Genomic DNA, 19,316 nt, shown 5'->3' with positions numbered 1-19,316 from the left:
TGACGGATGCGCGGTGCCCTGCGGGCCCGAGAAGCGCTCGGTGCTGAATCAGCGAGGGATCAGCGTGTACTTCGTCGAGAGGAACTCGTGGATGCCGTCGAAGCCGCCCTCGCGGCCGACACCCGACTGCTTCACGCCGCCGAACGGCGCCGCCGCATTCGACACGAGGCCCGTGTTCAGGCCCATCATGCCGGTCTCGAGCTGCTCGATCATACGGTGCCCGCGTGCGAGGTTCTCGGTGAACACGTAGCTGATGAGGCCGTACTCGGTGCTGTTCGCGATCTCCACGGCCTCCTCCTCGGTCGAGAAGCGCACGATGCCCAGGAGCGGCCCGAAGATCTCTTCGCGCATGATCGCCGCCTGCGGGCTGATGTGGTCGATGACGGTCGGCTGGAAGAAGTAGCCCGGCCCCTCGACGGCTTCGCCGCCGGTCACGATCGTGCCGCCGGTGGCGACCGCATCCGCGACCAGGCGCGCCGTGTTCGCCACGGCCTTCTCCTCGACGAGCGCGCCGATATCGTTGCCCTCGTCGGCGCCGCGGCCGACCTTCATCGCCGCGACCCTCTCGCCGACGCGCTTCGCGAACTCGTCGGCGACCGACTCGTGCACGATGATGCGGTTCGCCGCAGTGCAGGCCTGACCGATGTTGCGGAACTTCGCGAGCATCGCGCCCTCGACGGCCTGATCGAGATCGGCATCCTCGAACACGACGAACGGGGCGTTGCCGCCGAGCTCCATCGAGGTGCGCAGCACGTTCTGGGCTGCCGCTTCGAGCAGCTTCACACCGACCGGGGTCGAACCGGTGAAGCTGAGCTTGCGCAGGCGCGGGTCAGAGAGCAGCGCGCTCGACTGCGCGCTCGACTTGGTCGTCGGCACCACGTTCACGACGCCGGCGGGCAGGCCGGCCTCTTCGAGCAGCTGCACGAAGTAGATCGTGGTGAGGGGGGTGAGCCCCGCGGGCTTGATGACCGAAGTGCAGCCGGCGGCGATCGCCGGCGCGATCTTGCGGGTCGCCATCGCGAGCGGGAAGTTCCACGGCGTCACGAAGTAGCACGGGCCGACCGGCAGGTGCGAGACGACCATGTTGCCGGTGCCCTCGGGGTTCTGGCGGTAGTCGCCCTGCACGCGTACGGCCTCCTCCGAGAACCAGCGGAGGAACTCGCCGCCGTAGACGACCTCGCCGCGCGCCTCGGCGATCGGCTTGCCCATCTCCATCGCCATGAGCAGCGCGAACTCCTCCTTGCGCTCCATCAGCAGATCGAACGCGCGGCGCAGAATGTTCGACCGCACGCGGGTCGGGGTGCGACCCCACTCGGCCTGCGCCTCGACCGCGGCGTCGAGCGCGCGCACGGCGTCCTCGACCGTCGCATCGGCGATCGTCTTGATGGTCTCGCCGGTCGCGGGATCCTGCACGTCGAACGTCGCGCCGGAGGTCGAGGCCTCCCACTTGCCGCCGATGCCGAGACCGGACTGGACGCGATCGAGCAGATCCTGCTCATTGGGCTTGAGTACCATGCTGTGGCTCCTTACACACTGGGTCGACGACTCGATTGTCGTCGCTCTGCCTGAGTACTGGGGGTTCGCTTCAGTTATTGGTGATCGCGTCGACGACGACCTGCAGGCCGTCGCGCAGCAGCGCGTCGGAGATCGTGAGCGCGGGCAGGAAGCGGATGACGTTGCCGTAGGTGCCGCAGGTGAGCACGAGCACGCCCTGATCGGCGGCGGCCTTCGCCACGGCCGAGGTGAGCGCGGCGTTCGGCGTGTTCGAACCCGACTCGACGAGCTCGATCGCCATCATCGCGCCGCGTCCGCGGATGTCGCCGATGCGGTCGTCCGACTGCTGGAGTGCGCCGAAGACCTCTTCGATGGTGGCCTGGATGGCGGTGGCCTTCTCGAGCAGGTTCTCCTGCTCATAGGTCTCGATCGTGGCGAGCGCAGCGGCGCAGGCGATCGGGCTGCCGGTGTAGGTGCCGCCGAGACCGCCCGCGTGCGCCGAATCCATGATCTCGGCGCGGCCGGTGACCGCCGACAGCGGCAGGCCGCCCGCGATGCCCTTCGCCGTGGTCACCAGGTCGGGAACGACGCCCTCGTGCTCGGCGGCGAACATCTGGCCGGTGCGGGCGAAGCCCGTCTGCACCTCGTCGAGGATGAAGACGACGCCGTTCGCGGTCGCCCACTCCTGCAGCGCGGGGAGGAAGCCCTCTGCGGGAGCGATGAAGCCGCCCTCGCCCTGGATGGGCTCGATGATGATGGCGGCGAGGTTCGATGCGCCGACCTGCTTCTCGATCTGGGTCAGGGCGACCGCTGCCGCCTCGGCGCCGCTGAGGCCGTCGCGGAACGGGTAGGAGGTGGCCACGCGGTGCACCTCGGGCGCGAACGGGCCGAAGCCGTCCTTGTACGGCATGTTCTTCGCCGTCATTCCCATGGTGAGGTTGGTGCGTCCGTGGTAGGCGTGGTCGAACACGACGACGCCGTTCTTCTTCGTGTAGTGGCGCGCGATCTTGATCGCGTTCTCGACCGCCTCGGCGCCCGAGTTGAACAGGGCCGAGCGCTTCTCGTGGTCGCCGGGGGTGAGCTCGTTCAGCTTCTCGGCGACGGCGATGTAGCCCTCGTACGGGGTCACGGTGAAGCAGGTGTGGGTGAACTGGGCGACCTGGCGCTGCACCGCTTCGACGACGCGCGGCGCGGAGTTGCCGACACCGGTGACCGCGATGCCCGAGCCGAGGTCGATGAGCGAGTTGCCGTCGGCGTCGACGAGCACGCCGTCGCCGCCCGCGACGATCGAGATCGGCAGAGCCGCGCCGACGCCCGCAGCGACCGCAGCGTTCTTGCGCGCGATGATCTCCTGCGACTTCGGTCCGGGAATGCTCGTGACGAGCTTGCGCTCCTGGGGAAGCGACGGTCCGCCGATGACATCGACCATGATGAATGTTCTCCTTGGGTCGGGCATGCGCTTCGGTTCTGGCCCGGTCGGGCCGGCATGCTGCGATTTCCGTCTCAGCCTAATCTCGCGATACCGTACAACCTCGTGCCAGAATGTATATTTCTAGGAGCAACTTTCTACAGCCTGGCACCAAGAGAGGGGTTGCCCATGACGACGGAATCAGCCGTGCGCATCATCCCGCTCGGCGGGCTGCTGCACCAGTACCATCTCGGGCTCGTGCTCATCGCCGGAGCCGACGACCGCACCGGCGAACGCGCGGTGCAGTGGGTTCACGTCAGCGAGATCGAGGACCCGGCGCCCTTCCTCACCCCCGACACGGTGCTGCTCACGACGGGCGCCCGCTTCTCGGCGATCCGACGGCAGAGCGATGCCGACGCCTACATCGGGCGCCTCATCGACGCCCGCGTCGCCGCGCTCGGCGTCGGCGTCGGCCTGCATCTCGACCGCGTGCCGCCCCGCATCGTGTCGGCCTGCGACCGCCTCGGGCTACCGCTCTTCCGGGTGCCCTACGACACTCCGTTCATCGCGATCGTGCAGGCATCGGTGCGACTGCTCGAGGCCAGGGATCGCGAACGCGATCTCTGGGCGCTCGATGCGCAGCGCGCCGTGTCGAACGCGTCGCTGCACCCGACGGGTCTTTCGGCGGTGCTCGCCGAAACCGCGGCGCGACTCGGCCGGCCGGTCGGCGTGACGGATCGCACCGGCCGCATCATCGAGTTCGCGCCGGCCGCCGAGCGTGCCGACGCGCCGGCGCAGCTGCTGCGCACCGAGGTGCAGCGCATGCTCGACCGCGGTGTGAGCGCCGTCCGCATCGGCGCCCGGAGCGGCGGCCTGCAGCTGCAGGCGCTCGGGCGCCCGGTGCGCGGCGTGCTCGTCGTCGAGGAGGCCGGGCCGCCCGATGCCGCCGAGCGGAATCTGCTCGCGCTCGTCGCTGCGCTCGCCACGATGCATCTCGAGCGCCGCGTCGGGGCCGATGCCGAGCAAGCGGCCCTGCGCGAGGCCGTAGTCGAGCTGCTGCTCGGGCACGAGTACGCCCTCGCGGAGCGGCTCGTCGCGGGTGCCCGAACGGCGCTGCCGAGGAGCGACGCGGTCGTCGTGCGCCACAGGGATCGCGAGCGCCTGCCGTTCGAGCTCGTGGACGAGCTGCGCGAACTCGAAGGGGCATCGAGCGGTGTCTTCGCGGCGACGCTCCACGGCGCCGCCGTCATCATCGCGGAGGCTCGTCAGGCCGAGGCGCTGCGCCGACGGTTCCGCACCCACCACGAGGCCGCCGGGCTCTCGGAGCGGGCACCGCTCGAGCAGCTCGAACTCATGCTCGACCAGGCCGAGCGCGCGTTCGAGCATGCGACGGCCGAGGCGATCGATGCGCCTACGGACTACTCTCCCGAGCTCCATCCCGGCGTCATCCGCCTGCTGCACGAGAACCCCGAGGCGCCGCGCCGCGCCGCCGGGCTCCTCGAGCCGCTGCGACGCCACGACGAGAAGCAGCGCGACGCCATCGAGGCGAGCCTGCGCGTCTGGCTCGCCCACCACGGCCAGACGAGCCCCGCCGCGCTCGAGCTCGGCGTGCACCGCCACACGCTCACCGCGCGCATGCGCACGGCGGCCGAGCTGCTGCGCATGGACCTCGACTCCCCCGACGCGCGCGCCGAGCTCTGGGCTGCGCTGCGCCTCCTCGCGCCGCCCATCTGAGCCCGGCACTCTACGCCCGAGGACGTTCGTGTTCGAAATTCACGAACACGACGCACCCAGCTTCGAGATGCCGAGCCTCCAAGCCCGCCCGTTTCGCCGCCGACAACGCCCACTCCGCGTTGCCGGCCCGACGAAACTCCAGTCGTACTTCGTCGCTCGGAATCCAATGGATCTCCGGAGCCCAGCAGGCCTCCTCGACCAGAGCTCCGATCGCATCGCGGCACCATTCGACGGGTCTGAGACGCGGATCACCGAGCTTCGCGAAGTCGCTCGGGCGGAACAGGGCGCGGCCCTCGCTCAACAGGATCCGCGCCTCGGAAGGCTTCATTTCCAGGTTTCGATATCAGGGATCTCGTCGACCACCGAGGCCGTGCAGGCTATCGCGTTCAGCACTTCGCCGATTTCCAAACCCGGTGTCGAAGGATCCGGGGCCGTCAGAACATTCCGTGTACCGATGAGTCGCGCATGCTTCACATCGAAGATCATCTCAATGGCATGACCGTCCATGATCTCGAAGCTGACGATCCTGCCCTCGGTGTTCTTGATACCGAGCTCCGCATCGTTTCCCGAGAACTCCTGCGACCTGACCCCGGGTTGCTCGGACAGCAACCGAAATGCTTCAGCCCTGATCTCCTGTGGCATTGTGTCGTTGAAATAGGGCAGGAGAGCATTCGGAAGTGCCTGATCCTCCGAATATTCGACATCCTGTCGCTGCATCTCTTCCCACTGCTTCAGAGCGACGTCCTGCAGCTGGGCCGCAGTGTCCGGAACCACGAAACCGGGAGACGCCTGATCTGCCGGCACCCGCATCTCGAAGTACTCGCCAGGGTTTAATGCTGATTTGCCGTCGTACGGCACACCTTCGGGCTCATCGGGCCAGTCGCCTGCGATGGCTTCTGTGCCGTATTCGGGTGAAGTGCGGACTACATGATCATCAGAGTCATCGGCGGGAAAGTAGTTCGCTGTGTTCATCGATCTACGCTCCCAGACAGTCGGTGGCTGCCCTTCAAAGAGAGTCTCGGGTGTGCCCGGAAAAGTCACCCCGATGACACGACAGCTCCGCTTCAGGTACTGGCCCGGCTGCAACTCCGTATCGACGGCAAGCACCTCATCGGCGGCGCGCTGCAGCAGTTCGACTGCCTCAGCGTGCGGATCCTTTGGCGTCGCGGGGCCCAGCACGGGCGACAGCACCGGCGCGGGCGTCGCGACGAGGGCGACTCCGGCGAGGGCGCCCACTGCGACGACGCCGGCTCCCGTCCAGATCAGGCCGCGACGCCGACGGCGACTCCGGCGCGCCTGGGAAACGGCACGATGCGATCCCTGTGATGAAGCCTCGATGGTGCGCTCGAACGCGGCCAGGCCCCGAGCGAACTCGTCATCGCTCATCTCGATCTCGGCGCCGCTGCGTGCAGAGCGGATCAGCCGCAGTTCGTCATCGTTCAGTCGTGTATTCATGATCGTTCTCCGAAATGCGGACCGCATCCGCGTCGAGGATGTTGCGAAGGGCCCTGCGGGCCCGATTCAACCGAGACCACACGGTGCCCTCGGGAATGGCGAGCGCCTCGGCGATGCCCGAGGCGTCGAGGTCTGACCAGGCGGTCAGCGTGAGCACGTCGCGATCGCGTGCAGGAAGCGCCGCAATCGCGGATGAGATGCGCTCGATCGACGCATGAGCGTCCAGTCGGTCGTCGATGGCTTCGGCCGGGTCGTGCCCCGAGCGGTCGGTGCCGGCGCCGCCGAGCCCGCTCGCCCGCGCCACCGCCCGCCAGGCTGCGGTCTCCTCGCGCCGGCGCTTGCGGATGAGCCGCGTCGCGATGCCGAGCAGCCAGGGCAGGGCCGACTCCACCTCCGGGTCGAATGATCCGCGTCGCTGGAAGGCGACCAGCAGCGCTTCCGAAACGACATCGTCGGCGTGCTCGCGCCCGAGCCTCGACGCCGCGTAGCGGAACACCGCCCTGGCGTGGCGCCGGTAGAGTTCGCTGAACTCCTCGGGCCGATCCCTGGAGCGAATGATCACCTGCGCATCATTCGGCACGTGCGTCTGTCTCATACCGGGTATTGCTCCGAAGCGGCCCGACACTTCACGGCCGGGAATCCCGGGCGTGTCGCTTCATCGCGAGGTCGAGCACCATCAGCGCACCCGGTTCACCAGCCCGGAAGGCGCACCGTATACGGGTCCCAGCCCCGCGGTTCGAACGGTTCGCCGTCGAGTCGCACGCCGGGCCGCCGCGGGTCCTGAGCCGGGCCGACCGTGCCGATCTCACGGAATCCCTCGGGGAGCACCGTGCCCGGCGGGAACGTTGCGAGGAGCCCGTGGTCTTCTCCCCCGGTGAGCATGGCAGCGACGGGCACTTGCGCACCCCGCTGCGCGCCGAATCCGGATTCGAGCAGGGCGGTATCGAGCACTACGTCGGCACGACTCGCGCGCGCCATGCGGGCTGCGTCGATCGAGAGGGAATCCGAGACGTCCATCATCGCTGTGGCACCGGCGTCTGCAGCCGCGGCACCGAGCCCGATCGGCGGAGCCGGAGCGAGCTGGGCCGCGAGCTCGGCCGGATGCGCGCGTTTCAGCTCGACCAGCGTGCGCGCGTGCGCCGTGCCATCGGCATCCGCCGCCTCGGCGAAGAGCAGCGACAGCCCCAGACCCGCGAGCCCCAGGTCGCCGGCGTAGGCGACGACATCGCCCGCGCGAGCGCCCGAGCGCGGCACCGGCGGTCGCCCCTCGAGCGCGCCCAGCGCAGTCACCGAGGCCATGACGACCGGTGCCGTACCGAGGTCGCCGCCCACGACACCGCATCCGGGCGCGAGTTCGCGGCAAGCAGCGTCGAGCCCCTCGGCGATGCGTTCGAGCAGCACTACGGGGGTATCGCGGGGCACGGCGAACGCCGCGGTGAGCGCGATCGGGCGGGCCCCCATCGCGGCGACGTCGGAGAGGTTGGTCGCCGCGAGCTTCCACCCCAGCTCGAACCCGTCGTGCCAGGCCCGCCTGAAGTCGGGCCCCTCGACCATGGTGTCGGTCGTCACGACGGTGCAGGCATCGGTGCTGATCACGGCGCAGTCGTCGCCCGGGCCCACCACCGCGGCATCCGCAGCGCCGAGCTTCGCGAGCACGCGCGCGAGCACGCCCGACTCCCCCAGGTCGCCCACGGTGACACCCGCATCGGGGCCCTGCAGGGGTTCGCTCTCCGCTTCGATTCGCACCTCTCCACGCTAGCGCCTGCGGGCACCGATCGGCGTCACGGCTGCGGCGCAGGCGGCCCGCGCTAGGCTGAATCCGTGACCATTCGACGCACCCGCTTCATCGCCGCAATCGCCGTCATCGCGGGGGCCGTGTCGCTTCTCGCCGGATGCGCCGGCGACGTGCCGATGGAGTCTGCGGAGAACTCGAACGACCCGGCATGCGCCGACGTCATCGTGCGACTGCCCGCGACGGTCGCCGAGCTTGACAAGCGCACCACGAACGCCCAGGCGACGGGCGCGTGGGGCGATCCGGCCGGCGTGCTGCTCTACTGCGGCATCGAGCCGACGGGCCCCACCACGCAGGAGTGCGTCAATGTGAACGGCGTCGACTGGATCGTCGATGACACCCGCGCCCCGCTCTACCGCTTCGAGGCGTACGGCCGCGAACCCGGCCTCCAGGTCGTCGTGGACTCCGAGAAGGCGAGCGGCACCGCCGCCGTGCTCGACCTCAGCGCGGTCGTCAAGCAGCTGCCCCAGATGCGCCAGTGCACGAGCGTGAACGACACATTCGAGCTCGGCCCCGACGCCGGCTGACCCGGTACGCACCGCCCGCAATCGGCCCGCACTCTCGGCGAACGCAGCCGGGCGCGCGAGCTCGCTCGGAGTTGCGAGCTCGTTCGGACGAAAACCGCCGAATTCATCCGAGCGAGCGCTCATCTCCGAATGAAGTAACGACGTGAGCGCGTCCGCCCGGAGTCGCGGGTCAGTGCGCGCGCGGCTTCTCGAGCGCGAGCTCGATGAGCTCGGTGATGAGGTCGGAGTAGGCGAGCCCGGATTCCTCCCACAGGCGCGGGTACATCGAGATCGGGGTGAAGCCCGGCATGGTGTTGATCTCGTTGAGCACCGGACCGTCGTCGGTGAGGAAGAAGTCGATGCGCGCGAGCCCGGCGCACTGCGCCGCCTCGAACGCGCGCATGGCGGCCTGCTGCACCGCGGCGAGTTCTTCCGGGGTGACGTCGGCGGGCAGTTCGAGTTCGACGCCCGAGGCTCCCAGGTACTTCGCCTCGAAGTCGTAGAACTCGCGGCCCGTGAATACGATCTCGCCGAGCACGGAGCTCGCGCGGGGTGCCGCCCCTGCGCGCCCTTCGAGCACCGCGATCTCGATCTCGCGGCCGGTGACCCCCGACTCGACGAGCACCATGCGGTCCTCCGCGAACGCGGTCTCGAGGGCTTCCGGCAGGCCCGATGGCTCGGTCACGCGAGTCACCCCGACCGAGGAGCCGGCGCGGGCGGGCTTGACGAAGAGGGGGTAGTCGAGGCCGGCGTCGAGGCCGGCGACGGCCGAGTCGCCCCGATCGAGCTCTTCACGGGTGATCATGCGCCACGGCGCCACCCGAATTCCCGAGGCCTGCAGCAGCGTCTTGACGGCGTGCTTGTCCATGCACAGCGCCGAACCGAGCACGCCGCTGCCCACATAGGGCAGGTCGACGAGGTCGAAGAGGCCCTGAATCGTGCCGTCCTCGCCGAACGGGCCGTGCAGCATCGGCAGCACCGCGTCGATATGGCCGAGGGATCGCACGGAGCCGTCCTCGTGTACGACGGTCAGCGCGTGCGCATCGACCGACGCCGGCCACAGCACGCGCGTGCCGTTGTCGACGACCTCGGGCAGCGCTCCCGCGTCGAGGCGGTAGTCGGCGAGGTCGTCCTCGCGCATCAGCACGGTCGCACCGCGCCGGGTGATGCCGACCGTGATGACGTCGAAGGCCTCGCGGTCGATGGCGCGCAGCACGCCGGCGGCGGTGACGCAGCTGATGCCGTGCTCGCTCGAACGGCCGCCGAACAGCAGCACGACGGTGCGTTTGCGGGGCGCGGCCCCGGTGACGGACGTGATCATTCTGCGGCTCCCCTCAAGCGTCCGAGCAGTGTGCGCCAGCGCCCGGGTTTCGCGACGTTGAGGCTCAGCTCGGGCTGCGGCACGTCGTCCTCGGTCGCGAGGTGCGGGCCGAGGTTCTTCGGCGGCATGCGGCCGTCGAGCACCATGCGCACCTGTTCGACGATCGGCATGGCGATGCCGCGCTCGTGCGCGATCTCGAGGATCGGGGCCACCGAGGTGATGCCCTCGGCGACCTGCTGCATCTGCTCGCGCGTCTCCTCCTGCGTATACCCCTGGCCGATGAGACGGCCGGCGGTGTTGTTGCGCGATAGCGGCGACTGGCAGGTGGTGATGAGGTCGCCGAGACCTGCGAGGCCCGAGAGCGTCGTCGGGTCGGCGCCCTGCCCGATCGCGAACTCCGTCATCTCGGCGAGGCCGCGTGTGATGATGGCGGCCTTCGTGTTCTCGCCGTAGCCGACGCCGTCGACGATGCCGATCGCGAGCGCGATGAGGTTCTTGAGCACGCCGCCGAGCTCGGTGCCGACGACGTCTGTGTTGACGTAGGTGCGGAAGTAGGGGGCCGAGGCCGCCGTCGCGATCTCCTGCGCCACATCGAGCGAGACGCACGATGCGACCGCGCCGGTCGGCTGCTCCTTGGCGATCTCGAGGGCGATGTTCGGGCCCGAGACGACGCCGACGCGCTCGGGGCCGACATCGAGCGTGTCCATGATGACCTCGGACATGCGCATGGTCGTCGTCTTCTCGACGCCCTTCACGAGGCTCACGAGCACGCTGCGGCGGTCGAGGTACGGCTCGATATCGAGCAGGTTCTGCCGCAGCGTCTGGCTCGGCACTGCGAGGAAGACGAGCCGTGCGCCCTTCAGCGCCTCGGCGAGGTCGGAGGTTCCGTGCAGCGAGCGGGGCAGGTTGATGCCCGGGAGATACTGCGAATTGCGCTTGGCGACGCGGATCTCGTTCGCGACCTCGGGGCGGCGCGCCCAGATGCGCACGTCGCAGCCCGCATCGCAGAGGATCTTCGCGAAGGTCGTGCCCCAGCTGCCGCCGCCGATGACGGCGACCTTGCGGCCGCGATTGCGCTTGCCGTTACCGGTGACGACGGGAATCGGGCGCGTATTCAAAAGCGCCCCGTCTCGCTCTGGTCGTGCTTGCTCGGATCCCACTGCTCGGACGGCGCGGGCTCGCCGCGCAGTTCGACGAGGAGTACGGTGATCGCGTCCATCAGCTCCTTCGTCGCTTCGGTGACGACGCGCTGATCGAGCGGGCGGCCCCGGTACTTGTCGAGATCGATCGGCTCGCCGACCGACACCTCGATGGTCTTGCGGGGAAAGGGGTGGATGCGCTTGCCGTAGCGCGGCATGAGCTTCTGAGTGCCCCAGTGGGCGACAGGGATCAACGGGATGCCCGACTCGATCGCGAGACGCACCGCGCCGCTCTTGCCGCGCATCGGCCACAGCTGCGGGTCTCGGGTGAGGCTGCCCTCGGGGTAGACGATCACGCCGGACTCCTGCGCGATGAGCTGGTTCGCGGCCCCCATGGGGCTCCCACCGCGCGCCGACCCCTGGCGCTCGACCGGGATCTGACCGGAACGGCGCATCGCCCAGCCGAGCACCGGGACCTTGAAGAGGCTGGCCTTCGCCATGAAACGGGGCAGCCGGCCGAGATGCCAGACCGCGGCGCCCATGGCGATCGGGTCGATCTCGCTGTAATGGTTCGGGGCGAGGATGAACGGCCCGGTCCGCGGCAGCTTCGACGTGGGCGTGAAGCGGTAGCGCACCATCAGCGACCAGATCGGCAGGATCGCCGACGCGAGAAACCAGAACATCGACGGACGACGTTTCTCAGCAGATGGCCGACTGCGCAGCTTCACCGTGTGACTCATACCTCGATTATCCCGGAGCCGCGGCCTCCCGACTGCATATCCGCCGGGAGGCGCGGAATCCGAGAGATAATCCGAAGAACTCAGCCTTCGAAGACGAAATCTGCGCCGAGCTGCCGCAGCTTCTCGATGAAGTTCTCGTAGCCGCGCGAGATGATGCCGAGGTTCGTGACCTTCGTCTGCCCCTCGGCGGTGAGCCCGGCGATGAGGTAGCTGAAGCCGCCGCGCAGGTCGGGCACCTCGATCTCGGCGCCCGTGAGCGGCTTGGGGCCGGTGATGACCGCGGCCTGCTCGAACTCGCGGCGCTTCACGCGCCGGTTCGCATCGGCCAGGCCGTCTTCGTAGACCTGGATGTCGGCGCCCATCTTGTTGAGCGCGTCGGTGAAGCCGAAACGGTTCTCGTAGACGGTCTCGTGGATGGTCGAGACGCCCTGGGCCTGCGTGAGCGCGACCACGAGCGGCTGCTGCCAGTCGGTCATGAACCCCGGGTGCACATCGGTCTCGATGGTCACCGGCTTGAGGTCGCCGCCCGGGTGCCAGAAGCGGATGCCGTCGTCCTGCACATCGAAGTCGCCGCCGACCTTGCGGAAGACGTTGAGGAAGGTCATCATCTCTTCCTGCTGCGCACCGCCGACGAACACGTCGCCCTTGGTGGCGAGGGCTGCGGAGGCCCAGCTCGCGGCCTCGTTGCGGTCGAAGATGGCGCGGTGGTCGTAACCGCGCAGCTCCTTGACGCCCTCGATGAAGATGACGCGGTTCGGCTCCACGTTGATGATCGCGCCCATCTTCTGCAGGATGCAGATGAGGTCGATGATCTCGGGCTCGATGGCCGCGTTGCGCAGCTCGGTCTGGCCCTCGGCGAGCACGCTCGTGAGCAGTACCTGCTCGGTCGCGCCGACCGACGGGTAGGGCAGCTCGATGTTGGCACCCTTGAGCCCGTTCGGGGCCGAGAGGCTGATGCCGCTCGGCAGCTTCTCGACGACGGCGCCGAACTTGCGCAGCGCGTCGAGATGGAAGTCGATCGGGCGGTCGCCGATGCGGCAGCCGCCGAGATCGGGGATGAACGCCTCTCCGAGCCGGTGCAGCAGCGGCCCGCAGAACAGGATCGGGATGCGTGATGAACCGGCATGGGCATCGATGTCGGCATGGTGCGCCGTCTCGACGTTCGACGGGTCGAAGCGCCACTCGCCGGGATCTTCGCCGCGCGTGATGAGCACGCCGTGCAGCGCGAGCAGACCGGCGACGACGCGGATGTCGGAGACGTTCGGCACATTGCGCAGCACGCTCGGGGTCTGTCCGAGCAGCGCCGCGACCATCGCCTTCGGTGCGAGGTTCTTCGCACCTCGGACCTCGATGCGCCCCTGCAGCGGGCGGCCGCCGTTGATGAGGATCTCGTCGGAGGTCAGGCCCACGCGGGCTCCGGCCTTCTGCGCGTCCTGCTTCAGTCCGGCCTCGGGCAGCGCTGCTGCGTCTGCCTCGGGCTGCGCCTCGGTCTTCGTCTTCTCAGTCACTCGGCTCCTTGGGGAAGGGTGCTCGGCATCCAGTTCGGACGCCGCGCCTCGAAATCGGAGATCGCCTGCTCGTTGCGAAGCGTCAACGAGATATCGTCGAGCCCTTCGAGCAGGCGCCACCGCGTGTAATCATCAATCACGAACGGCACGGTTGTATTCCCGACCGTGACGGTGCGGTCTTCGAGGCTGACCGTCGCCTCGGCGCCGGGCACCGCATCCATCTCGGCCCAGAGCTTCTCGACGTCGGCCTCTGCGACCTGCGCCGCGAGCAGGCCCTGCTTGCCCGAGTTGCCGCGGAAGATGTCGGCGAAGCGTGCGGAGATGACGACTCTGAAGCCGTAGTCGCGCAGCGCCCAGACGGCGTGCTCGCGCGATGAGCCGGTGCCGAAGTCGGGGCCGGCGACGAGGATCTGCGCGTTCGCGTACGTGTCCTGGTTCAGCACGAACTCCGGGTCCTGGCGCCAGTGGTGGAACAGGGCGTCGTCGAAGCCGGTCTTGGTGACGCGCTTCAGGAAGACGGCGGGGATGATCTGGTCGGTATCGACGTTCGAGCGCTTGAGCGGCGCGGCGACGGCGGTGACGGTGGTGAACTTGTCCATGATTACGCTGCCTCTGCCTTCTCGGCGCCGGCCGCGCCTCCGTCTGCGTCGTGCGAGATGCCCCGCTCCGCGTCGTCCTGCAGATCCCATGGGCTCGAGAGCGTGCCGCGGATCGCGGTCGCCGCTGCCACCAGCGGCGAGACGAGGTGAGTACGGCCGCCCTTGCCCTGACGGCCTTCGAAGTTGCGGTTCGAAGTCGATGCGCAGCGCTCGCCCGGCGCCAATTGGTCGGGGTTCATGCCCAGGCACATCGAGCAGCCGGCGAAGCGCCATTCGCCGCCGAACTCCTCGACGATCTTGTCGATGCCCTCGGCCTCGGCCTCGAGTCGCACGCGGGCCGAGCCCGGCACGACCATGAGCCGTACGCTGTCGGCCTTCTTCTTGCCCTTGATGATGCTCGCGAAGGTACGCAGGTCGTCGAGGCGGCTGTTCGTGCAGGAGCCCATGAAGACCGCGTCGACCGCGATCTCCTTCATCGGCGTGCCCGCTTCGAGGTCCATGTATTCGAGCGCCCGCTCGGCGGCGGCGCGCTCATTGGCGTCGTCGATCTCCGCGGGGTTCGGGATGCGGTCGCTGAGCAGCACGCCCTGGCCCGGGTTCGTGCCCCAGGTGACGAAGGGCTCGAGCTCGGAGGCGTCGATGAACACTTCCTCGTCGAAGACGGCGCCCTCGTCGGTCGGCAGGGTCTTCCAGTATTCGACCGCCGCGTCCCAGTCGGCGCCCTTCGGTGCGGCCTCGCGGCCCTGCACGTAGTCGAAGGTCGTCTGGTCGGGAGCGACCATCCCCGCGCGGGCGCCCGCCTCGATCGACATGTTGCAGATCGTCATTCGGCCGTCCATCGACAGGCTCCGAATGGCCGAACCGCGGTACTCGAGCACATAGCCCTGGCCGCCGCCGGTGCCGATCTTCGCGATGACGGCGAGGATGATGTCCTTGGCCGTGACGCCGGGGCGCAGTTCTCCCTCGACGTTGATCGCCATGGTCTTGAAGGGCTTGAGCGGCAGCGTCTGCGTCGCCATGACGTGCTCGACCTCGCTCGTACCGATGCCGAAGGCCAGCGCGCCGAACGCGCCGTGGGTCGAGGTGTGGCTGTCGCCGCAGACGACCGTGATGCCCGGCATGGTGAGGCCGAGCTGCGGCCCGACGACGTGCACGATGCCCTGCTCCTTGTCCCCGAGCGGGTGGGCGCGCACGCCGAACTCCTCGACGTTCTTGCGCAGGGTGTCGATCTGCAGGCGGCTCGTCGGGTCCTCGATCTGACGCGTGATATTCAGCGTCGGAGTGTTGTGATCCTCCGTGGCGATCATGAGGTCGACGCGGCGCAGCGGGCGGTTCGCGACGCGGAGACCGTCGAAGGCCTGGGGGCTCGTCACCTCGTGGATGAGGTGGAGATCGATGTAGATCAGATCGGGGTTCTCGCCCTCGCCCTTCACGACGGTGTGCGCATCCCAGAGCTTTTCGGCCAGAGTGCGGGGCTTCGGTGAATCAGTCATTCGTGAGCTTCTCTATCTTCCGTTAACTTGCAGCGCGGTGCCGCACGCATGCGTGCGCCACCGCTCTTCGACCACGGCGAACCTCCGCGATGGGAGGGCCGAATCCGCTACTTCCCACCGCGGCAAGGAAGAAGAAGCTGCCTGCGATGCACAGCATCAGAGTCTAGCACCGGCGCCGTGCGCGGGTGCTGAGGGGACGGAGGCGCAGCGCGCCCCGCCCCTCGGAGCCGCCCGCGGTCAGTCGCGACCGCTGTCGCCGTCGTTCTGCTCGGTCTCGTGCGCGCCGAAGTGCAGCTTCTCCCCCGACAGCGCCGCCTGCCTGCGCATCCGGACGACGCTCGCGATCGATGCGACCGCCATCGAGAGCACGATGAACCCGAGCGACACCCAGATGCTGATCTCGGGAATCCACGAGATCGGCTCGCCGCCGTTGATGAACGGCAGCGAGTTCTCGTGCAGCGCGTGCATGACGAGCTTCACTCCGATGAAGGCGAGGATCGCCGCGATGCCGTACTTCAGGTAGACGAGACGATCGAGCAGGCCGCCGAGCAGGAAGTAGAGCTGGCGCAGCCCCATGAGCGCGAACACGTTCGCGGTGAACACGATGAACGGGCTGCGGGTGATACCGAAGATCGCAGGGATCGAATCGAGCGCGAAGAGCAGGTCGGTCGTGCCGAGCGAGATGAAGACGAGCAGGAAGGGGGTCCACATCTTCTTGCCGTCGATGCGGGTGCTGAGCTTGCCGCCGTCGTACTCGTCAGTGATGGGCAGCACCTTCTTGAGCTGGCGGATGAGCCAGCTGTCGCCCGCGTTCTCGTCCTCGTTCGAGAAGACCTGCTGCCAGGCGGTCCAGATGAGCCAGGCGCCGAAGATGAAGAAGATCCACACGAACCGCTCGATGAGCGCGGCGCCGGCGAGGATGAAGACTCCGCGGAAGATGAGGGCGAGGATGATGCCGACCATGAGCACCCGCTGCTGATAGGCGTACGGCACCTTGAATGCGGCGAGGATCATCACGAAGACGAAGAGGTTGTCGATCGACAGGCTGTACTCGGTGAGCCAGCCGGCGAGGAACTCGGTGCCGTGCTGCACATCGCCGAGGACGAAGATGAGGCCGGCGAAGATCAGGGCGAGCAGCACGTAGAACCCGACCCACAGGCTGGCTTCGCGCATCGAGGGCACGTGCGGGCGTTTGATGATGAGCAGCAGGTCGAGGATCAGGATCGCCACGAGCGCGATCATGGACCCGGCTTCGAACCAGAGCGGCAGTGCGGTGGACATACGGGGTGGTTTCTCCTTCGGCCGGCGCGGGGTGCGCGAATCGCCGAAGGTCTCTCCCCGATCGCCGCTCTCGCGACGCCGCTCGCACCGGCGGCACTTCCGAGTGCCGCGTACTGACGATGCTGAAGTTGACGGAATACTCCCCTTCGCCCGCACTACTATACCGGTTCTCGTCGAGCCCGAGAAGACGTCGGACCCCGCGACCATCGACACCCGCGACGCGTCCGGGTAGGTTCGAAGCATGGTGCAGCTCGACCGACGTCTCAATCGCCCGCACGCCGAGATCGCATACGTCGACTTGCGCACGGCTGCTCCCGAAACCGCCGTGTGCGCCGCTGTCGTACTGCTGCACGGCGCCGGCATGGATCACTCGATGTGGTCGGTGCAGGCCGAAGCTCTGCGCGATGCCGGGTACCGCGTGATCGTGTGGGATATGCGCGGGCACGGTGCGTCTTCGCTCGCCGAGGCGACGCCGTTCACGGGGCAGGACGCCCTGGCGGATCTCGACGCGCTGCTCGACGCCTGCGGGGTGCCCCGCGCGACGCTCGTCGGGCATTCGATCGGCGGCAACCTCGCCCAGGAGTACGCCCGGATGCACCCGGGGCGGGTGGCCGGCGTGGTCGCGGTCGACTCCACCTGGAACGCCGGACCCCTCACCGCGTTCGAACGGTTCGCGCTGCGGCTCGCCGCCCCGTCCCTGCGGCTGATCCCCGCGCGCACTCTGCCCGGTCTGATGGCCCGAGCCTCGGCCATCACCCCGGAGGCGGTCGAGCGGACGGAGGCCGTCTTCGCGCGGATGCCGAAGCCGCGATTCCTCGAGGTGTGGGGCGCGGCGGTTTCGTTCGTCGCTCCCGACCCCGGCTACCGCTCGCCCGTGCCGCTCGCGCTGATCCGCGGCGAACAGGACGCGACGGGGAACATCGCGTCGGCGATGCGCGCCTGGGCGGAGTTCGAGGGCGTCGACGAGCACGTCGTCTCGAACGCCGGTCACATCGTCACCTGGGATGCGCCGGAGGAGACGACGGAGACGCTGCTCCGAGTACTGGGCGACGAGGAGGCGGCGTAGCGTAGGCGCACGCGAACCGCCGTCGCCGGCACCGGCTGCACCGGCAGTCAGCCGCGCAGCGCGTCGGCCAGTTCAGCGAGGCTCCCGAACTCTCCGTCGAATGCGTCGTCGCTGCTCGGCGGGTCGCCGACCGGTCGGGCCACGTAGGCCGTGCGCATGCCGATCGCGGCCGCCCCTCGCAGATCCCAGGCGTGCGCCGCCACCATCAGCACCTGTTCGGCGTCGAGCCCGGTCGCATCGAGCGCGAGACGATAGACCTCGGGGGCGGGCTTGTATGCCGCAGCGGCCGAGGCCGACAGGGCCCCCGACCACGCGAATCCGGCCCTGGACGCGAGGGCCTCGAGCGTGCCGGTCGTCGCGTTGGAGAGCCCGTGCACCGGGAGCAGCTCGGCGAGCCGGCGAACCCCCTCGACCGCATCGGGCCAGGGATCGAGCGCGGCCCCGACGCACGACAGCAGCGCCGCGGGAGCGTCGTCGATGGGCCGGGCATCGCCGAGCACGTGCGCAAGCGTCTCGGCTTCGAGCGCATCCGCGTCGACGAATCCGCGCCGGCCCGCCGCGATATCGCGCTGCGCCCGTGCGAGATACGCGTCCCACTCGTGCAGCGCCCGATCGATATCGTCGCCGGAGCTTCCCGGCAGCTGCGCACGCAGGGTCGAGGCGATCGCGGCAGGCTCGTCGACGAGCGTGCCCAGCACATCGATCGCCACGGCGCGGATATCGTCGAATGCTGGCATGCGGACCCCCGATCCTCTCCGAACCATGTCCGAGCCACCCTAGGCGCGAACATCGGTCTTGGCTACCCTGCGCCGATCGCACAGCGCGCGACGGCCTCGGCTGCGCTACGCTTTTCACGCGTCTTCGTGACGGTGCCGGGCCGGCGCCCGCGGGTCGCGAGCCCCGACGAGCCCATCCCCGAACCTGAGGAGCACCCCTTGGCCGAGCGATTCGCAGCACCGATCGAACGCAGCACGAACCGCGGCCCGGGTGCGGCCTCGCGCACCCTCGCGGGCTTCATCTTCGCGAGCCGCTGGCTCCAGGCTCCGCTCTACCTCGGCCTCATCGTGGCCCAGGCGGTCTACGTGGTGCTGTTCTGCGTCGAGCTCTGGCATCTCGTGCACAATGCGATCCTCGAAGGCCACATCAGCGAGACCGAAGTGATGCTGAGCGTGCTCGCCCTCATCGACATCGTCATGATCGCGAATCTGCTCATCATGGTGATCATCGGCGGGTACGAGACCTTCGTCTCGAAGATTCGCGTCGACGGCCACCACGACGAGCCCGACTGGCTCTCGCACGTCAACGCGAACCTGCTGAAGGTGAAGCTCGCGATCTCGATCATTTCGATCTCGTCGATCCACCTGCTCAAGACCTTCATCGAGGTCGGCCGCATGAACGACGGCATCGTGCTCGACGCCTCGGGCAGGGTCATCTACTCGTCGCAGGGCGTGATGTGGGAGGTGCTGATCCACCTCGCCTTCATCGTGTCGGCGCTCGCCCTCGCCTGGATCGACAAGATGAGCAAGAGCGATCACGGCCACAGCAAGCACGAGGCCGTCATCGCCCAGTCCGATCAGATCACGGCGGGCCAGGTCGAGGCTGAACTGATGACCCGCGAGCACGAGGCGCCCGCTGCCGACGCCGACGGGTTCATCACGGTGCGCCTCCCGGCCGGCACGCAGCTGCCCGACGGTGCGCGCATCGTACCCGAGCACCGCTAAGCTGGTTCCCGGCGCAGACCGCCCGACCGCCTCCGGTCGATTCGGTGCAGCGCCGACCA

Annotated in this window: 17 protein-coding genes; 4 read left to right on the top strand and 13 right to left on the bottom strand. The window is 68.6% G+C overall.

The window, feature by feature from the left end; genetic code table 11:
* Positions 1-48: 48 nt before the first annotated feature.
* Together NHL51_RS10960 and gabT are read right to left on the bottom strand one after the other, a co-directional pair.
* Positions 49-1,515: an NAD-dependent succinate-semialdehyde dehydrogenase gene (locus NHL51_RS10960; RefSeq protein WP_434143737.1), complete on the bottom strand. Its 1,467-nt coding sequence runs from the start codon at positions 1,513-1,515 to the stop codon at positions 49-51.
* Positions 1,516-1,585: 70 nt separating this feature from the next.
* Positions 1,586-2,923: a 4-aminobutyrate--2-oxoglutarate transaminase gene (gene gabT, locus NHL51_RS10955; RefSeq protein WP_434143735.1), complete on the bottom strand. Its 1,338-nt coding sequence runs from the start codon at positions 2,921-2,923 to the stop codon at positions 1,586-1,588.
* Positions 2,924-3,091: 168 nt separating this feature from the next.
* Between gabT and NHL51_RS10950 the strand changes: the two genes are divergently transcribed.
* Positions 3,092-4,636 (top strand): PucR family transcriptional regulator, encoded by a 1,545-nt coding sequence (locus NHL51_RS10950; RefSeq protein WP_434143733.1) that lies wholly within the window; start codon positions 3,092-3,094, stop codon positions 4,634-4,636.
* Positions 4,637-4,960: 324 nt separating this feature from the next.
* Here the strand turns inward: NHL51_RS10950 and NHL51_RS10945 are convergent, their stop codons facing one another.
* The 3 genes from NHL51_RS10945 to thiL all read right to left on the bottom strand — a co-directional run bounded on the left by NHL51_RS10945 (position 4,961) and on the right by thiL (position 7,837).
* Positions 4,961-6,091 carry a hypothetical protein gene (locus NHL51_RS10945; protein ID WP_434143731.1) on the bottom strand — a complete coding sequence of 377 codons (1,131 nt, stop codon included), beginning with the start codon at positions 6,089-6,091 and terminating at the stop codon, positions 4,961-4,963.
* Positions 6,069-6,686: an RNA polymerase sigma factor gene (locus NHL51_RS10940; protein WP_434143730.1), complete on the bottom strand. Its 618-nt coding sequence runs from the start codon at positions 6,684-6,686 to the stop codon at positions 6,069-6,071. The genes NHL51_RS10945 and NHL51_RS10940 overlap by 23 nt, the downstream gene beginning before the upstream one ends.
* A 95-nt stretch (positions 6,687-6,781) precedes the next feature.
* Positions 6,782-7,837, bottom strand: a complete 1,056-nt coding sequence (gene thiL, locus NHL51_RS10935; protein ID WP_434143728.1) for a thiamine-phosphate kinase — start codon at positions 7,835-7,837, stop codon at positions 6,782-6,784.
* A 75-nt stretch (positions 7,838-7,912) separates the two neighbouring features.
* Between thiL and NHL51_RS10930 the strand changes: the two genes are divergently transcribed.
* Positions 7,913-8,410, top strand: coding sequence for a DUF3515 family protein (locus NHL51_RS10930; RefSeq protein WP_434143726.1), 498 nt, complete (start codon positions 7,913-7,915; stop codon positions 8,408-8,410).
* A gap of 169 nt (positions 8,411-8,579) precedes the next feature.
* On the opposite strand, the gene NHL51_RS10925 is transcribed toward NHL51_RS10930, so the two are convergent.
* The 7 genes from NHL51_RS10925 to NHL51_RS10895 all read right to left on the bottom strand — a co-directional run bounded on the left by NHL51_RS10925 (position 8,580) and on the right by NHL51_RS10895 (position 16,470).
* Positions 8,580-9,710, bottom strand: a complete 1,131-nt coding sequence (locus NHL51_RS10925; protein WP_434143724.1) for a D-alanine--D-alanine ligase family protein — start codon at positions 9,708-9,710, stop codon at positions 8,580-8,582.
* Entirely contained in the window at positions 9,707-10,828 is a 1,122-nt protein-coding gene (locus NHL51_RS10920) for an NAD(P)H-dependent glycerol-3-phosphate dehydrogenase (protein ID WP_434143722.1), read from the bottom strand. The genes NHL51_RS10925 and NHL51_RS10920 overlap by 4 nt, the downstream gene beginning before the upstream one ends.
* Positions 10,825-11,589, bottom strand: coding sequence for a lysophospholipid acyltransferase family protein (locus NHL51_RS10915; RefSeq protein WP_434143720.1), 765 nt, complete (start codon positions 11,587-11,589; stop codon positions 10,825-10,827). The genes NHL51_RS10920 and NHL51_RS10915 overlap by 4 nt, the downstream gene beginning before the upstream one ends.
* A gap of 80 nt (positions 11,590-11,669) precedes the next feature.
* The gene (gene murA / locus NHL51_RS10910) at positions 11,670-12,998 is read right to left on the bottom strand and encodes a UDP-N-acetylglucosamine 1-carboxyvinyltransferase (protein WP_434143942.1); all 1,329 of its coding nucleotides are present in this window, start codon (positions 12,996-12,998) and stop codon (positions 11,670-11,672) included.
* A gap of 95 nt (positions 12,999-13,093) precedes the next feature.
* Positions 13,094-13,696 carry a 3-isopropylmalate dehydratase small subunit gene (gene leuD, locus NHL51_RS10905; RefSeq protein WP_434143718.1) on the bottom strand — a complete coding sequence of 201 codons (603 nt, stop codon included), beginning with the start codon at positions 13,694-13,696 and terminating at the stop codon, positions 13,094-13,096.
* Positions 13,697-13,698: 2 nt separating this feature from the next.
* Positions 13,699-15,189, bottom strand: a complete 1,491-nt coding sequence (gene leuC / locus NHL51_RS10900) for a 3-isopropylmalate dehydratase large subunit (RefSeq protein WP_434143717.1) — start codon at positions 15,187-15,189, stop codon at positions 13,699-13,701.
* 237 nt (positions 15,190-15,426) lie between these two features.
* The gene (locus NHL51_RS10895) at positions 15,427-16,470 is read right to left on the bottom strand and encodes a TerC family protein (protein WP_434143715.1); all 1,044 of its coding nucleotides are present in this window, start codon (positions 16,468-16,470) and stop codon (positions 15,427-15,429) included.
* A gap of 241 nt (positions 16,471-16,711) precedes the next feature.
* On the opposite strand from NHL51_RS10895, the gene NHL51_RS10890 reads away from it, so the two are divergent.
* The gene (locus NHL51_RS10890; RefSeq protein WP_434143713.1) at positions 16,712-17,536 is read left to right on the top strand and encodes an alpha/beta fold hydrolase; all 825 of its coding nucleotides are present in this window, start codon (positions 16,712-16,714) and stop codon (positions 17,534-17,536) included.
* A gap of 47 nt (positions 17,537-17,583) precedes the next feature.
* Here NHL51_RS10890 and NHL51_RS10885 read toward each other — a convergent pair whose 3' ends face one another.
* Positions 17,584-18,273 carry a haloacid dehalogenase type II gene (locus NHL51_RS10885; RefSeq protein WP_434143711.1) on the bottom strand — a complete coding sequence of 230 codons (690 nt, stop codon included), beginning with the start codon at positions 18,271-18,273 and terminating at the stop codon, positions 17,584-17,586.
* Between the two features lie 198 nt (positions 18,274-18,471).
* Between NHL51_RS10885 and NHL51_RS10880 the strand changes: the two genes are divergently transcribed.
* Entirely contained in the window at positions 18,472-19,257 is a 786-nt protein-coding gene (locus NHL51_RS10880; protein WP_434143709.1) for a TIGR00645 family protein, read from the top strand.
* Positions 19,258-19,316 lie beyond the last annotated feature (59 nt).

The organism is Leucobacter sp. gxy201, from assembly GCF_051043335.1.
In the GTDB taxonomy this organism is placed as follows: domain Bacteria; phylum Actinomycetota; class Actinomycetes; order Actinomycetales; family Microbacteriaceae; genus Leucobacter.
The sequence above is the reverse complement of the archived record's forward strand: the minus strand, read 5'-3'. Positions and strand labels throughout refer to the sequence as shown.

Bases quoted from the DNA above. Each gene is read 5' to 3' on its own strand.
- leuD (WP_434143718.1), bottom strand. From the start codon at position 13,696: ATGGACAAGTTCACCACCGTCACCGCCGTCGCCGCGCCGCTCAAGCGC.
- NHL51_RS10940 (WP_434143730.1), bottom strand. From the start codon at position 6,686: ATGAGACAGACGCACGTGCCGAATGATGCGCAGGTGATCATTCGCTCC.
- gabT (WP_434143735.1), bottom strand. From the start codon at position 2,923: ATGGTCGATGTCATCGGCGGACCGTCGCTTCCCCAGGAGCGCAAGCTC.
- NHL51_RS10950 (WP_434143733.1), top strand. From the start codon at position 3,092: ATGACGACGGAATCAGCCGTGCGCATCATCCCGCTCGGCGGGCTGCTG.
- NHL51_RS10890 (WP_434143713.1), top strand. From the start codon at position 16,712: ATGGTGCAGCTCGACCGACGTCTCAATCGCCCGCACGCCGAGATCGCA.
- NHL51_RS10885 (WP_434143711.1), bottom strand. From the start codon at position 18,273: ATGCCAGCATTCGACGATATCCGCGCCGTGGCGATCGATGTGCTGGGC.
- NHL51_RS10895 (WP_434143715.1), bottom strand. From the start codon at position 16,470: ATGTCCACCGCACTGCCGCTCTGGTTCGAAGCCGGGTCCATGATCGCG.
- NHL51_RS10915 (WP_434143720.1), bottom strand. From the start codon at position 11,589: ATGAGTCACACGGTGAAGCTGCGCAGTCGGCCATCTGCTGAGAAACGT.
- leuC (WP_434143717.1), bottom strand. From the start codon at position 15,189: ATGACTGATTCACCGAAGCCCCGCACTCTGGCCGAAAAGCTCTGGGAT.
- NHL51_RS10925 (WP_434143724.1), bottom strand. From the start codon at position 9,710: ATGATCACGTCCGTCACCGGGGCCGCGCCCCGCAAACGCACCGTCGTG.
- NHL51_RS10945 (WP_434143731.1), bottom strand. From the start codon at position 6,091: ATGAATACACGACTGAACGATGACGAACTGCGGCTGATCCGCTCTGCA.
- NHL51_RS10960 (WP_434143737.1), bottom strand. From the start codon at position 1,515: ATGGTACTCAAGCCCAATGAGCAGGATCTGCTCGATCGCGTCCAGTCC.